12 protein-coding genes are annotated in these 14,240 nt (G+C 33.4%); 7 read left to right on the top strand and 5 right to left on the bottom strand.

The annotated features are described in order from the left end of the window. Nucleotides 1-54: 54 nt before the first annotated feature. Nucleotides 55-498 carry a hypothetical protein gene (locus DK442_RS07285; RefSeq protein WP_109435195.1) on the bottom strand — a complete coding sequence of 148 codons (444 nt, stop codon included), beginning with the start codon at nt 496-498 and terminating at the stop codon, nt 55-57. A gap of 229 nt (nt 499-727) precedes the next feature. Between DK442_RS07285 and radC the strand changes: the two genes are divergently transcribed. The 6 genes from radC (at nt 728) to DK442_RS07255 (ending at nt 6,362) form a co-directional block, all read left to right on the top strand. Then, nucleotides 728-1,426 carry a DNA repair protein RadC gene (radC, locus tag DK442_RS07280; protein WP_109435194.1) on the top strand — a complete coding sequence of 233 codons (699 nt, stop codon included), beginning with the start codon at nt 728-730 and terminating at the stop codon, nt 1,424-1,426. 142 nt (nt 1,427-1,568) lie between these two features. Then, a complete protein-coding gene (locus DK442_RS07275; protein WP_109435193.1) occupies nt 1,569-2,876 on the top strand; it encodes a polysaccharide deacetylase family protein in 1,308 nt (435 codons plus the stop codon). After that, nucleotides 2,866-3,552 carry a YjjG family noncanonical pyrimidine nucleotidase gene (locus DK442_RS07270; RefSeq protein WP_109435192.1) on the top strand — a complete coding sequence of 229 codons (687 nt, stop codon included), beginning with the start codon at nt 2,866-2,868 and terminating at the stop codon, nt 3,550-3,552. Before DK442_RS07275 ends, DK442_RS07270 begins: the two co-directional genes overlap by 11 nt. 52 nt (nt 3,553-3,604) lie before the next feature. After that, nucleotides 3,605-4,180: a hypothetical protein gene (locus DK442_RS07265; RefSeq protein ID WP_160114080.1), complete on the top strand. Its 576-nt coding sequence runs from the start codon at nt 3,605-3,607 to the stop codon at nt 4,178-4,180. Next, on the top strand, nt 4,177-5,562 hold the full coding sequence (locus DK442_RS07260; protein WP_109435190.1) for a DUF5723 family protein: 1,386 nt from the start codon (nt 4,177-4,179) through the stop codon (nt 5,560-5,562). The genes DK442_RS07265 and DK442_RS07260 overlap by 4 nt, the downstream gene beginning before the upstream one ends. 5 nt (nt 5,563-5,567) lie before the next feature. Continuing rightward, nucleotides 5,568-6,362 carry a hypothetical protein gene (locus DK442_RS07255; RefSeq protein WP_109435189.1) on the top strand — a complete coding sequence of 265 codons (795 nt, stop codon included), beginning with the start codon at nt 5,568-5,570 and terminating at the stop codon, nt 6,360-6,362. A 48-nt stretch (nt 6,363-6,410) separates the two neighbouring features. Here the strand turns inward: DK442_RS07255 and DK442_RS07250 are convergent, their stop codons facing one another. Beyond that, on the bottom strand, nt 6,411-7,688 hold the full coding sequence (locus tag DK442_RS07250) for a replication-associated recombination protein A (RefSeq protein WP_109435261.1): 1,278 nt from the start codon (nt 7,686-7,688) through the stop codon (nt 6,411-6,413). Between the two features lie 163 nt (nt 7,689-7,851). Between DK442_RS07250 and DK442_RS07245 the strand changes: the two genes are divergently transcribed. After that, nucleotides 7,852-8,613, top strand: coding sequence for a rhomboid family intramembrane serine protease (locus DK442_RS07245; protein WP_109435188.1), 762 nt, complete (start codon nt 7,852-7,854; stop codon nt 8,611-8,613). A gap of 11 nt (nt 8,614-8,624) precedes the next feature. On the opposite strand, the gene rlmB is transcribed toward DK442_RS07245, so the two are convergent. The 3 genes from rlmB to DK442_RS07230 all read right to left on the bottom strand — a co-directional run bounded on the left by rlmB (nt 8,625) and on the right by DK442_RS07230 (nt 14,051). Next, the gene (gene rlmB, locus DK442_RS07240) at nt 8,625-9,359 is read right to left on the bottom strand and encodes a 23S rRNA (guanosine(2251)-2'-O)-methyltransferase RlmB (protein ID WP_109435187.1); all 735 of its coding nucleotides are present in this window, start codon (nt 9,357-9,359) and stop codon (nt 8,625-8,627) included. A gap of 106 nt (nt 9,360-9,465) precedes the next feature. Beyond that, complete coding sequence (locus DK442_RS07235) at nt 9,466-10,857, bottom strand: SusD/RagB family nutrient-binding outer membrane lipoprotein (protein WP_235010918.1); 1,392 nt, start codon at nt 10,855-10,857, stop codon at nt 9,466-9,468. 11 nt (nt 10,858-10,868) lie between these two features. After that, a complete protein-coding gene (locus tag DK442_RS07230) occupies nt 10,869-14,051 on the bottom strand; it encodes a SusC/RagA family TonB-linked outer membrane protein (protein ID WP_109435186.1) in 3,183 nt (1,060 codons plus the stop codon). Nucleotides 14,052-14,240: the final 189 nt, after the last annotated feature.

Here is a 14,240-nt window from a genome sequence, read left to right as displayed (position 1 = left end):
ACAAAGGCTAATCGTTACGATTAGCCTTTGTTAAAATATGTATATATATGTTTTTTAACTTACTTCATCAAAGAAAAGACTTAAGAAACCATCTAAATCATCATTGGTTGCAATGTCTTTTGGAGTACCCAAATTGATCATTAAAGGTTGATCTTTAATAGTACCATATAGAAAGTACTGAAACGTAGTTCCCATTTTAAACTTATATCCTTTTAACTGAGATCCAAAAGAAGTAAAAGTTACTTCACTTTTAGAACCATTACTTTCAGCAAAAGCACTTATCGTAGCATCAAAAACTGCAGATAACATATCATCAGTATAATAATCCCACTTTATGGATGTTCCATTACAAGCTTGCAATTCATACTCTGATTGAGCTTGGCAACCATTAGGCACTTGTATGTTATTTCCTACTAAATTAAGAAACGAAATCTTCTTATCCTGCCCGTAAAAACTCAATGTTGCAAGAAGTAAAACGAAAGTAAAAATATTCTTCATAAATAGGTTAATTTGAAGTTGTTAAAATGTTCATTTTTCAATTAAGGGTGCCCAAATATAGTAAAACTTTCATTTTCAAACAAATAAATGGGGTGAATTTCTAAAGAATTGTTAAAAATACCACTTGGTTTTTATCATATTTATTCTTCAATAATACATTGTGTTTGAGATAAATAGTTTATATTTTTGGACAGATAGTCCTACTTTTTTTAACTATTAAATTGATGACATGAGTAAATTAAATGCTTCATTTTCTATCAAGGAGTGGAGTGAAAATGATCGTCCAAGAGAGAAATTAATCGCTAAAGGGAAGAATGTATTAACAGATGCAGAACTTGTGGCTATATTAATAGGTTCGGGCAATCGAGAAGAGAGTGCAGTGGGATTAAGTAAACGCATTTTGGCTAGTGTAAATCATGAGATAAATGCTTTAGGTAAATTGTCTTTAAAACAGCTGATGAGCTTTAAGGGAATTGGTGAGGCAAAAGCAATAACTATTGTTGCTGGGTTAGAACTGGGTAGAAGAAGAAAAGATGAAAGTGTTTCTAAAGTTTCAAAAATCACGTCTAGTAGAGATGCTTTTCATCTATTTCAACCTATTATTGGTGATCTTGAGCACGAAGAATTTTGGGTGTTATTTTTAAATAATGCAAATGATGTAATTCGTAAAAAACAAATTAGTGTAGGAGGAAAAACAGGAACCTTGGTGGATGCACGTATTGTTTTTAAACTAGCCTTAGAATATGGAGCTACTAGCTTAATAATTGGGCATAACCATCCAAGTGGTTCTTTACGGCCCAGTCAATCTGATAAAAACTTAACGCAGAAATTAAAAGCAGCTGGTTCAACATTGGATATTAAATTATTAGATCATATTGTTGTTACAGAAGATCGTTATTTTAGTTTTGCAGATGAGTTAATATTATAATTGTGTTATTTTAATTAAATAAAAAGTAGGGTATTTCTGGACCTGTTTGTTGTAGGTATAGAATAGTTTGAAAAATAAAAACTTACTTTTAAGAATATTAAAAAGTTTGGAACATTAAAATAGAACATTCTATAAAAAATATATGTTACTAATTCACGTACAGAAAATTACTCCTAGAGTATCCTATACCTTTAAACAAATTTGCAAGCGAATTTTGGGACTTAATGTTGATTTGACTTCCAAAATAGAAACTTTTATAGCGCATGAAGGTCCTAAACTGTCATATGGAAAACAGCCTTTAGGTAAGGAGTTGTATTTTCAAAGTGCAGATTTACTCTTTGAACATGGTTTAAACGATCTTGATATACAGGTTTTTGATTGGGAAGAAACAAAATGTTTTTTTGAAGTAAAACATAAAGACTCAGCTTTACCATTTGATATTTTTGCTGCTACTTTTTATTTGCTAACTCGATATGAAGAATATCTGCCTCATGTAAAGGATGCTATGGGACGTTTTCCAGCAACAGAGAGCATTGCATATACTCATGATTTCTTACACGATCCTGTTGTAGATATTTGGTCTTACAAATTTAAAGAAGTACTTCTTGAAAAATATCCCGATATTATGTTTCAAGAAAAGAAATTTACAATTATACCAGTCATTTCTGTACATCAAACGTTTGTATACAAAAACAAGGGTATTCTACGATCTGTAGGTGGAGGTTTAAGAGATTTATGGAGATTAAGACTTGACAAGTTAGGGGATAGAATAAAAGTGCTGATTGGCCTTAAAAAGGATCCTTATAATACATTTGATTTTATAATAAAGCTTCAGAAAAACAAAAGGAGAAAAGCTAAAGTATTATTTGGATTAGGAGATTATTCTAATTACGAAAAAAATGTTGGCTACAATAGGCCACAACATCAAACCGTTATTAAACATATAGCTGATTATATGGATGTAGGTCTTAAAGCATCTTATGAGGCTGTTTGTGATTTATTGGTTTTAAAAAAGGAAAAATTACGTATAGAAACGATTTTAAACAGGAGATTACGGTATACAATGTGTTCTTTTTTTAAAATAAAATTACCAGAAGCATATCGTAATTTTATTGAATTAGAAGTCGGTGAGGATTATTCAATGGGGTATTCTAAGTATTCAGGATTTCGTGCAGGAACATGTTCTCCATTTATGTTTTATGATTTGGATTATGAAGTACAAACTCCTTTAATAGTAAACTCCTTTTGCTATGTGAATTTAGGGACTAAAAATGATGTCAGTGATTCGTTATCTGCTAAAAAAGAAATTATAGATTATATAGAAAAAGTTAAAAAGGTAAATGGAGTTTTTATTCCGATTTTTAGTAATGTATCTCTTAGTGACCTTGAGCAACAACCTTTTTGGAAATCAATTTTAGAATTTATTTGGAATATAGAGGATGAAAAATAAAATAGAACATATCTTTTTTGATCTGGATCATACGCTTTGGGACTTTGATAGGAATTCGTTATTAGCGTTTAAACTGATTTTTGAGAAGTTTGATATTGATATTGATATCAATATTTTTTTAAAGACGTATCAGCCAATAAATATGAAATATTGGAAATTGTATAGGGAAGAAAGAGTAAATAAAGAGGAGTTACGCAGAGCAAGACTTATAGAAGCTTTTATGTGCTTTGAGAAGAATTTTTCTATAGGAGTAATTGATGATATATCTGAAGATTATATAAATTTCTTACCGCTTCATAATTATTTGATCGATGGTACTCAAGATTTATTAGAATATTTAAACCCAAAATATGAATTACATATTATCACCAATGGGTTTGAAGAGGTGCAAAACCAGAAGTTGTTAAATTCGGGTATACGTCATTATTTTAATACAATTACTAATAGTGAGGAAACAGGAGTGAAAAAACCAAATCCATTTATTTTTGAACAAGCAATACAGAAATCTGGTGCAAAATTTGATAACAGTATTATGATAGGGGATAATTATGAAGCTGATATTAAAGGAGCTGAAGCAGTGGGTCTAGATACCATCTGTTTTAATTATCACAAAGAAGAGTTGCCTTTTCAGAATATTCAAGTTTCTGAATTGAAAGAAATTAAAAACTATCTTTAGTGTAAGTATTTGTATTTTAACTAATTATAAAAAAAAAAGAACACGCCCCAGAATGAAGACTAAAAAAAACTATGTATTGCTATACATTATATGCTTGATTGCTTGCATGACTTCTTGTGTAAAAGATGTGGATTTTGATCAAGCAGAGGATGTGGTGTTGACTCCAGTTTTTGAAGTAGATTTTGTGTATTCTAGATTTGACACCGATCGATTTATAGATCCAGGTATTGATCCAAGTATTATAGTGCCCGAAGTTATTGTTAGGGATACATTAAATTATGATCTTCTAAGCACTGATTTTATAGTTGATAATCTGGAACGGGTAGAATTAACTTTCGAATTCAGGAATACAATTGAGAGGGATTTTGAATTTACTCTTGGGTTTCTGGATGATAATGACGTCTTAATAGGACCTTCTTATACCATTACAGCCAATGCCGGTAACGGCGAAGGTACAACACCAATTGTAACTACACAGATAATTACGTTAGATAATGCTACGATTAATATATTGGCAACTACGGCAAAACTAATTTCTGCAATACGTGTTCAGAATTTAAATAGCTCTTTGCGTGGAATTCTCGAATTGAGGTCTAAGGGGACTTATTTCTTTAATTACGACTTATGAGAGCTATCCTATTATTTGCTATAAGCTTGTTAAGTCTTTTTGGGTATTCTCAAAATAAAGAGACTTTATATGATTTTACAGATCTTCCTCAATCCTTGTTGCTTAACCCAGGAGCAGATGTGAGGTTTAATTATCATCTTGGAGTACCTTTTTTATCTCAAATTCATGTCAATGCTGGGCTAAAAGGGGCTTCGCTTTATGACGTTTTTGCAGATGATGGTAGGGATATTAATGATAAAATAGAAACTACACTTAATACATTGACAAGTAAAGACTATCTAACTGCTACTCAACAATTAGAAATTGTAAGTTTTGGTTGGAAGAGTAAAAAAAATGAGAAAATCTATTTTTCTGGAGGGATTTATCAAGAATTAGATGTTATCGGGTATTTTCCCAAAGATTTTGCTGTTTTGGCTTACCAAGGTAATCAGGATTTCCTTAATCAGTCATTTCGTTTTTCTACTATAAGTGGTTCTGCAGAGCTACTTGCTGTATATCATTTTGGATATACTAAAAAAGTCAATAAAAGCATGACTTTTGGGGCAAGAGCAAAACTTTATTCTAGTATATTTCATGCTAGAAGTGCCAAAAACAAAGGAACTTTTACAACGTTAGAAACGCCGCAAGGAAGTAATATCTACCAGCATGTAATAAGTAATGCAGATGTCACACTTAGAACATCTGGGTATAGAGGTCTTAAGGATTTGGAAGGGAAAGAAATTGCAAATAAGTTGATTGGCAGAGCTCTTTTGGGAGGAAATTTAGGGCTTGGCATTGATTTAGGATTTACTCATAAAATAAATGAACAACTTGCAATTACAGGTAGTGTGAACGATTTAGGAGTCATTGTGTATAATAAGGATGTAGAAACCTATCGCGCACGGGGTAATTATGTGTTTGAAGGTTTTGAAACTCCAATTCAATTCTCTGGTCAAAATCCTGAAAACTTTTTGGATGAACTAGAAGAAGCTATTCCTTTGGATACATTAAGTACAACGTATGTGACGATGCGACCACTAAAATTTAATGGATCAGTTAAATATTCTTTTAATAAATATGATGATGGAACATGTAATTGTTATCTCGAAGGAGAGCAACCTCCTTATCTGGATGCTTTTGGAATACAGTTGTTTAGTCAGTTTAGGCCCAAGAGACCGCAATACGCAGCTTCATTGTTTTATTACAAGCGTTTCTTTAGTTTTTTAAGAACAAAACTAACATACACGATTGATGATTATTCATATAATAACATAGGATTTCTATTATCTACCCATATTGATAAAATTAATTTTTATATTTCGGCTAATAATTTACTAGAATATACTAATCTTGCAAAAGCAAGAGGTGCTTCTTTGCAACTGGGGTTTAATATTATAATGTGATACATATGTTACGTACTTTGTTTTTAGGGCTTGTTTTAATTTTTACGCTCAGCAGTAATGCTCAAAAAAATATTAATGATTATAAGTATATAATTGTTCCTGAAAGTTATGGTTTTCTAAAGGGTAATGATACATATCAACTTAATTCGCTCACGAAGTTTTTATTTAATAAATATGGGTTTAAAGCCTTTTTACAGAGTGATAATTTGCCTGATGAACTTAGAAGGAATGGTTGTTCTTCATTAAGAGCTGATGTTAAAAAGAGAAACGGTGTTTTTGTTACAAGGCTTACTATTGAATTAACAGATTGTAGTGGTAAGGTGGTGTTTTCATCTTCAGAAGGAAGCACTAGGGAGAAAGATTTTAAAAAAGCGTATCAATTAGCCTTAAGAGATGCATTTAAAGATGTAGAGGCTCTAAATTATACGTATAGTGGTTATAAAGAAGAAATTGTAGCCCAAAATGAAAATGCACCTACGAAAGAAGAAGTAGTAAAGAAAGAAGAGCCTAGGGTAGAGGAAGTAATAGCTAGTGCTCCTGTTTCAAAGGAAGAAATTACTTATTTATTTAATGATACAGGTTTTGTTTTTAAGAAGCAAGAATATGGATTTGAATTATTCCAAAAAGATGAGAAAGTTGCTATAGGGAAACTTTTTAAATCCACAAATGGAAAAACGTATATCGTGAAAGCGGGAGATTTAAGCGGAAATGGATATTTTGATGCATATGGTAATTTCATTTTGGAACGCATCAACCCCGTTACGAATAAATTGATCACTGATACCTTTGCAAGGCAATAATCTATTTATGATCAAGAGGTAGTTTTGATGTATTTTATGGTTCAATAACTAGTATTTGTACTTATCTCCCCATCTTGTTTTTAGAAATGTTCTAAAACCATTTTCTCGCTGGTTATCTCCTGGATTATATAATTTGGTATTTGTAATTTCTTTTGGTAAAAATTCTTGTTTAACAAAGTTATTCTCATGCTCGTGTGCATATTTGTAATCTTCTCCATAACCTAATTCTTTCATGAGCTTAGTAGGAGCGTTTCGTATATGTAAAGGAACAGAAAGATCTCCTGTTTGTTTTACTAATTGCTGTGCTTTATTAATAGCCATATAAGAAGCATTGCTTTTTGGAGAAGATGCTAAATACACAGCGCATTGACTTAGTATTATTCGGGCTTCTGGGTATCCAATAGTGTTCACTGCCTGAAAGGTATTGTTTGCCATGATTAAAGCTGTAGGATTAGCATTTCCAATATCTTCAGAAGCTAATATAATCATCCTTCTAGCGATAAATTTAAGGTCTTCTCCTCCTTCAATCATTCGCGCAAGCCAATAAACAGAAGCATTAGGGTCACTACCGCGAACAGATTTGATAAATGCTGAAATAATATCATAATGCTGTTCTCCAGTCTTGTCATATCTAACTGTGTTTTGCTGAACTAGTTTTGATACAAGATCATTCGTAATTGTAATTTTATCTTGATCCTGACTTGAGATTATCAACTCGAAGATGTTAAGTAGTTTACGAGCATCGCCGCCACTTAGCCTAAGTAAGGAATCCGTTTCTTTAAGGTTGATGTTTTTAGGTTTAAGAAACTCATCCTCGCGCATTGCCCTTTTTAACAAAGCTTCTAATTCTTCTCTCCCAAATGGATTAAGAGTGTATACCTGACAGCGTGATAGGAGTGCAGGTATTACCTCAAAACTTGGGTTTTCTGTTGTAGCACCTATAAGAGTAATCCACCCTTTTTCTACTGCTCCTAATAAAGAATCTTGTTGAGATTTGCTAAAACGGTGAATCTCATCAATAAATAAAATAGGGTTTTTGGCAGTAAATAACCCTCCACTGTTTTTTGCTTTGTCAATGACTTCTCTTACTTCTTTTACACCGCTATTTATTGCACTTAGTGTGTAGAAAGGCCTTCCTGATTCATTTGCAATGATATTAGCCAAAGTTGTTTTCCCTACTCCAGGAGGACCCCAGAGTATAAGGGAAGGAATGAGTCCTTTTTTGATCTGTTGAGTCAACGACCCATCATTGCCAATTAGATGTTCCTGACTAAGGTATTCTTCTAATGATTTGGGACGTATACGTTCTGCCAAAGGTTTGTTTATATCCATACGTACAAAGTTACGAAGCTTCCATCAATCTAAATAGAAAATAAATCAACAGACAAATGAGTTAATATGTTTAAGGATGTAAGACTAAAGTTTAAAAATACTGCCATTTTAACCGAACTTGATGTTTTGGAATTTTTTTTGATATATTATAGATGTTATGAATGAAGAAAGTGATCATTTTAGATTTAATACCGGGGTGATAGGGTATCCTTTATTATTCGTATTGCTAATCTGGATTGTGTTTTGGATTGAAGTTAGATCAGGGATTAATTTTAATGATTTTGGAGTTTATCCAAGAACGGTTGTTGGGTTGCGAGGTATTATATTCTCTCCTTTTATTCATTCAGATCTTACTCATTTATGGCATAATACATTGCCGTTAATGATATTGTCAGCAGCATTGTTCTTTTTTTATCAAAATAACGCCTGGAAAGTATTGTTTGTAGGAGTGTTCCTAACAGGCTTTCTTACATGGTTATTGGGCAGGCCAGCAAATCATATTGGAGCAAGCGGAGTAATTTATATGCTTTTTGGGTTTTTATTCTTTAAGGGAATTATTGCAAAGCATTTTAGATTAATAGCTTTGTCCTTTATTGTTGTTTTTATTTATGGTAGTATGGTAATGTATGTGTTGCCAATTGATCCCAAAATTTCATGGGAAGGCCATTTATCTGGTATTATATCTGGTGCTATATTAGGTTTTTTTGTAAAAAGAGGGGTAGTGAAAAAACAATTGTATACTTGGGAATCTGAAGATTATAATCCTGAGGAAGATGAATTTCTAAGGCATTTTGATGAGCATGGTAATTTTATAGAAAATATAGAACAAGAAGATGCAGAAGAAAGTGTGGAAATAATTTATGAGTACAAAACCAGAACCGAAGGAGATAATAAACCACCAACGCCAGACGTAGAATGATGGACTAGTTGTTATAAGCGCTGTCTAATGGCTTCGTACAGAATTACACCGCAAGCAACAGAAACGTTTAAAGATGCAATGTCACCATACATTGGTAATTTTGCACTTTGGTCCACTAATTTTAATACTGAAGGAGATATGCCTTTTCCTTCACTTCCCATAATAATTGCAGAAGGAATAGTTAAATTTGTGTCATAAATAGTAGACTCTGCTTTTTCTGTAGCAGCCACTACTTGTATGCCAGATCCTTGTAAATAAAACATAGCATCTTTGATATGATCTACTTTACAAATTGGGATTTTAAAAACGGCACCAGCAGAAGTTTTAATGGTGTCTGCATTCACAGGAGCTCCCCCTTTTTTCTGTATGATGATACCATCGACTCCTGTGCATTCTGCTGTTCTAATAATAGCACCAAAATTACGAACATCAGAGAGTTGATCCAGAATTAAAAACAAAGGTGTTTTTCCTGATTCTATTACATTCATTACAAGGTTTTCAAGATCATAAAAATCAATAGGGGAGATGTAAGCTACAACACCTTGGTGATTGTTTCTTGTCAGCCTGTTTAATTTTTCTACAGGAACATAGGTAAAAGTGATGTTATTTTTTTTTACCAAACTCATGAGCTCTCTAGATAGTTCGCCCTGCAACCCTTTTTGAATAAATAGTTTGTCAATGCTTTTATTGGCAGTTATTGCTTCTATAATGGCTCTAGTGCCAAAAATAAGAGATTCATCTTTCATATGGATCAAAGATATATATAATAGAAATTAGTTTTGAATATTATATATAAAAAAAGAGGTTATCCACAAGATAACCTCTTTTAAATTTTTAATAGTCTGACTTTTATTAATCAAAAGCCCAAGTTGCACCATCTAATAAATGACTTCCTTGTCTAGAAATAGCTTCCTGATAAGGACCAGGGTTAGATACCCTTTCAGAAATTGGATACAACCAACGTCTTGGGATTACACCTGACGGGTTAAATCCATTTGATCCATTTGCATTTGGTGTCAAAGCAGGATATCCTGTTCTTTTATAGTCATTCCAAACTTCAATAGGTGTGTTGCCATATAAAGCTTTATATTTTTCAGCAATAATAGCTTCGATATCAGCTTCAAGAGTTCCTCCTAATGCTAAACCAGCAGTATATGTCGTAATATCTCCAGCGGCAACACCGATGAATTCCATATTAGCAGTCACAGCAGCAACTAAGGCAGCAGTACCATCTCCACCAGTTCTTTCTAAAGCTTCTGCTTCAATAAATTTCTGCTCGGCATAAGTCATTAATAAACCTGGAGCATCAAATCTTGACCAGAATAAATCTGTACCACCATCTACATAGAATAATGGATTTGCACCAGAATTATCTATGTATATTGGTTTTCTTGGATCACCAGTCATCAATGCATCAAATTGTGGATCAATGATCATAGTATTTGGTCTTCCTTGTCCAAAAAGTCCTAAAGCATTACCACCATTTTGAGTATTCTCAAAGTTAAATTGAGCTTGATCAGCATTGCTATCCATCGCATTTGCAATCGCAGTAAGTGCGCTATTTGCTGCATTTGGATCTCTTTTTGTTAATTGGATATAGTAACGAGCTTTTAAAGCGTTTGCCACTTTTATCCAACCAGCATTACTAAGAGTCACTAAACTTCCTTGAATTGAACCAAGATCATCAGTAGCTAATAAATCTGCTTCTGCTTCATTTAATAATCTGAATATTTCAGCATATATAGACTCTTGAGTATCATATGCAGGGTTTAGGTTTTCTTCTCCAACAAAAGCTTCAGAGAAAGGCACATCACCCCAAGAGTTTGTAGTCATACCTAAGTTAGCCGCAAGATATATTTTTGCAACACCTCTACTATTTACTCCTTCAGTATCAGTACTTCTATTAATGATGTCAACACAATCTCTCATAGAACCTGTATAGATACCAGTATCCCAAAAGTTATCAGTATCAGTTTCACCAATTACATAACTGGTATAAGCTACCTGTTGTGCATCAAAACCTATCCATTGTTGCATTACAATTCCTGATAGACGACCTAGTCCTGCTGTAATATTTCTATGTGATTGCGTTTGCATAATTGGCATAACCGCATTTATAGGAATAATATCACCACCTGGACGGGTAGGGTCTTCGTTTGTAGTACCATATTCACATGATGTAAGCGTTAAAGCTAATGCCATCATGAAAATAAAAACCTTATTGATTTTATATATTCTTTTCATTTTTACTTTTTTTAGAAATTAAGTTTAAGTGAAACGGCATAACTTCTAGTATTTGGTTGGTTAAAATATTCCAGACCAATACCATTAGAATCTCCAGTTAGGTTAGTTTCAGGATCGATACCAGGGTAATCAGTATCTAACCATAGGTTTCTTCCAGAGAAAGTAATAGAACCAGAAGTAATAGGAGTACCATTTAATAACTTCTCTCCTAAGTTATAGCTTATAGAAGCTTCTCTTAGACGAACCCAAGATGCATCATATACACTATCTTCTCCAACTCCTCCAAAACCATATCTAACCCATCTGTTAGCACCTAAACCTCCGGCAGGATCAGCTAGAGCAACTTGCTGAGTATTTGGTTGACCTGTAGATTGTACAACTCCTTCAAATACGAAATCTGTAATTCCTCTTTGATCTGCTGTAGTTTGACCAACTCCGAAGTAATCAATGATACCACAAGTACCACACCATACATCACCACCCTCTCTTATATCAAATAAGAACGATAAAGAAAGGTTTTTATAAGAAACAGTATTTTTAATACCCATTTGCCAATCTGGTATTGGATCTCCAATTACACCAGATGTAGGGTCAACAATTGGGAAACCAGTATCGTCAATTAATACATTACCACTATCATCTCTTAGGAATCTGTCTCCAAATATTGCTCCATAAGACTCTCCAGGAAGTACTCTAGAAGAAACTGAAGTAAATCCAGCTAAAGTAAATGATTCAACTCCAGGAGCTAATTCAATAACTTCAGAATCATAAGCAGTCCAGTTTACATTAACATCCCAAGAGAAATCATCTGTACGAACAGGTGTAAAGTTAGCACCAATTTCAAAACCGTTATTTTCAATCTTACCTACATTAGCATTACGACCATTAAAACCAGTAGAAGGAGCTACATCAACAGCAAATATCTGCCCGGTAGTTTCTTTATCGTAATAAGTAATATCTAAACCAATTCTATTGTTGAAGAATTTTAGCTCTCCACCGAATTCTAATTCAGTAGTTTCTTCTGGCTCAATTTGCTGACTTCCAGATTGTCCACTTCTTTCTAAAGCAACAGCTCCAAATAAAGGAAATTGATTTCCAGGGTTAATAAAACCGTCACCACCAGCAACACCACCTTGATAGAAAGTTTGCGTAGCATATATTGGTGCATCATTACCAGTTCTACCGTAAGATGCTCTTAATTTACCATAAGTAAATACGTCACTTTCGATAAGTTCACTAAATACAAAACTTAAACCCGTACTATAAGATAAGAAATCGTTATTGTCTTCTGGTAAAGTAGAAGACCAGTCATTTCTAACAGAACCATTAATAAAGATCATGTCTTTGATTCCAAACTTAGCGTCGGCAAAAATTGCATCTGTCTTTTTCTTAAATACTGAATTTGTATTAACCTGAGTTGAAGAGTTTGAAACATCAAAGAATCCAGGTATAGTTAAACCATCAGCTTGTACACTTCTTCTTAAGAAATCACTTTGGTAGTTTTCATAACCTAAAATACCATTAAAGGTAATGTTCTCAGAAATGTCTTTATTAAATAAGGCTAAGAAATTAGCTGTAATATCTTCATTAAAAATATTATCATCAAATACTCTACCTCCAGGATTTGCAGCTGAGTTGATATCTTGAGATGCTTTTCTAACATCACTATATCTGTCATACGAATATCTTCCTTGTAATGTTAACCAATCCATAGGTCTGTACTCAAAAGATAATCTTCCTGTAAATCTGTTTACATCATCACTAGATGGGTTTTTTGCAACAGTCCAGAACGGGTTATCATATACACCAGCTCTATAACTTCTTTGAGTACCGTCAGGCAATTGGAATACAGAATTAGTTTCTGCAGCATCTCTACCTGTTAATCCGTTACCATTATCAAAAGTTGGAGTTGTTCTTAACAAACCTAGCATAATACCAGAGATGTTAGATCCTCTTTGTACTCTTCGTCCACCTGAGTTTACGAATGAACCACTTGCAGAGATTTCGAATTTTTCAGAAAGATCAGCAGTAATATCTGCTCTGAAAGATCTTTTGTCAAAGTTTTCAGTTGGAGCAACACCTGTTTGATCTAATTTACCAGCAGATAAATAATATCTTACAGTTTCAGTACCACCTCTTACAGATACGTTAAGATCTGTTAATAAACCATTAACAAAGAAGTCATCTACATGATCATAAGATTCAGCAGCTCTCCCATTCCCTGTTCCAGCTGGAACTAATCTTCCGAATCTGTGGTATGGGTAAGAAGTGTCTCCGTCGTACTCAAGACCAGAGATAGCTGGACCCCAGCTAAAACCTTCTTGTGTTTCAGGTCCTCTGTAAGTAGGAACTCCACCTACTGGTCTACCTTGAGCAAATTGTCTTTGTAAATCTGGTGTTTGAGTAATTTCACTAATTTGAACAGTTGAGCTTACAGAAACAGTAGGAGCACCAATTTTACCTTTTTTCGTAGTAATTAATACAACCCCGTTAGCGGCTCTTAAACCGTATAATGTTTGTGCTGCAATACCTTTAAGAATTGAAATACTTTCAATATCGTTTTGATTGATATCGATTGCTCTGTTCGAGATGTCAACTCCGTTAGTAGCATTTCCTGTACTTGTATTATCAATAGGCACACCATCAACAATAAATAAAGGAGAGTTACTTCTTGAAATAGAAGTATTACCACGAATTCTAATGTTAGCGGATGCACCAACAGAACCTGAAGACGTTACAACCGAAACCCCAGGAGCTTTTGCTGTTAAGGAACTTACTAAGTTAACCTCACCTGTGTTTTCAATTTCATCATCTGCGACTGTTGCAATTGCATAACTCAAGGATCTTGGTTTTGCCTTAATACCTTGTGCAGTTACAACAACTTCTTCCAATTCTGAAGCAGAAGCTGATAATTGAATATTGATGGAGTCACCATCCCCGATTACAACTTCTTTAGTGTCAAAACCGACATAACTAAAAGAAAGTACTGCGCCCCGATTCGCTTGAAGGGTATAATTACCATCAAAATCAGTTTGCGTACCGCTTGCTGTATTTTTTACAACAACATTAACCCCAGGAAGAGGTAACCCTTTATCATCGGTTACAGTTCCTGAAATTGTTTTTTCTTGTGCAAAAGTGAATTGCACAACAAACGCTAGTAATAGCGTTAAAATTCCACTAAACTTTGTTCTCATTTTACAATTTATTTGAATTAGCCAGTTCCAAAAATCATAATAATATCTTTATAAAACAACTTTTTGTTATTAAAATTTAAATTGCAGCTATTTGGATATATCCAAATTATTAGATGTTGTTGTAGGTAAGTTATACAGTGGTTGTGAAGTTTTTTGTGTTTTTTAATTTGTTTAAGTGTCAGATAATGA

The organism is Aquimarina sp. AU119 (assembly GCF_900312735.1).
Lineage (GTDB): Bacteria > Bacteroidota > Bacteroidia > Flavobacteriales > Flavobacteriaceae > Aquimarina > Aquimarina algiphila.
Note: the sequence above shows the minus strand (reverse complement) of the source record. Positions and strands in the feature narration are given on the sequence as shown.

Coding starts and splice junctions, on each gene's coding strand:
- DK442_RS07285 (WP_109435195.1), bottom strand. CDS start 498: ATGAAGAATATTTTTACTTTCGTTTTACTTCTTGCAACATTGAGTTTT.
- radC (WP_109435194.1), top strand. CDS start 728: ATGAGTAAATTAAATGCTTCATTTTCTATCAAGGAGTGGAGTGAAAAT.
- DK442_RS07275 (WP_109435193.1), top strand. CDS start 1,569: ATGTTACTAATTCACGTACAGAAAATTACTCCTAGAGTATCCTATACC.
- DK442_RS07270 (WP_109435192.1), top strand. CDS start 2,866: ATGAAAAATAAAATAGAACATATCTTTTTTGATCTGGATCATACGCTT.
- DK442_RS07265 (WP_160114080.1), top strand. CDS start 3,605: ATGAAGACTAAAAAAAACTATGTATTGCTATACATTATATGCTTGATT.
- DK442_RS07260 (WP_109435190.1), top strand. CDS start 4,177: ATGAGAGCTATCCTATTATTTGCTATAAGCTTGTTAAGTCTTTTTGGG.
- DK442_RS07255 (WP_109435189.1), top strand. CDS start 5,568: ATGTTACGTACTTTGTTTTTAGGGCTTGTTTTAATTTTTACGCTCAGC.
- DK442_RS07245 (WP_109435188.1), top strand. CDS start 7,852: ATGAATGAAGAAAGTGATCATTTTAGATTTAATACCGGGGTGATAGGG.
- rlmB (WP_109435187.1), bottom strand. CDS start 9,359: ATGAAAGATGAATCTCTTATTTTTGGCACTAGAGCCATTATAGAAGCA.
- DK442_RS07235 (WP_235010918.1), bottom strand. CDS start 10,857: ATGAAAAGAATATATAAAATCAATAAGGTTTTTATTTTCATGATGGCA.
- DK442_RS07230 (WP_109435186.1), bottom strand. CDS start 14,051: ATGAGAACAAAGTTTAGTGGAATTTTAACGCTATTACTAGCGTTTGTT.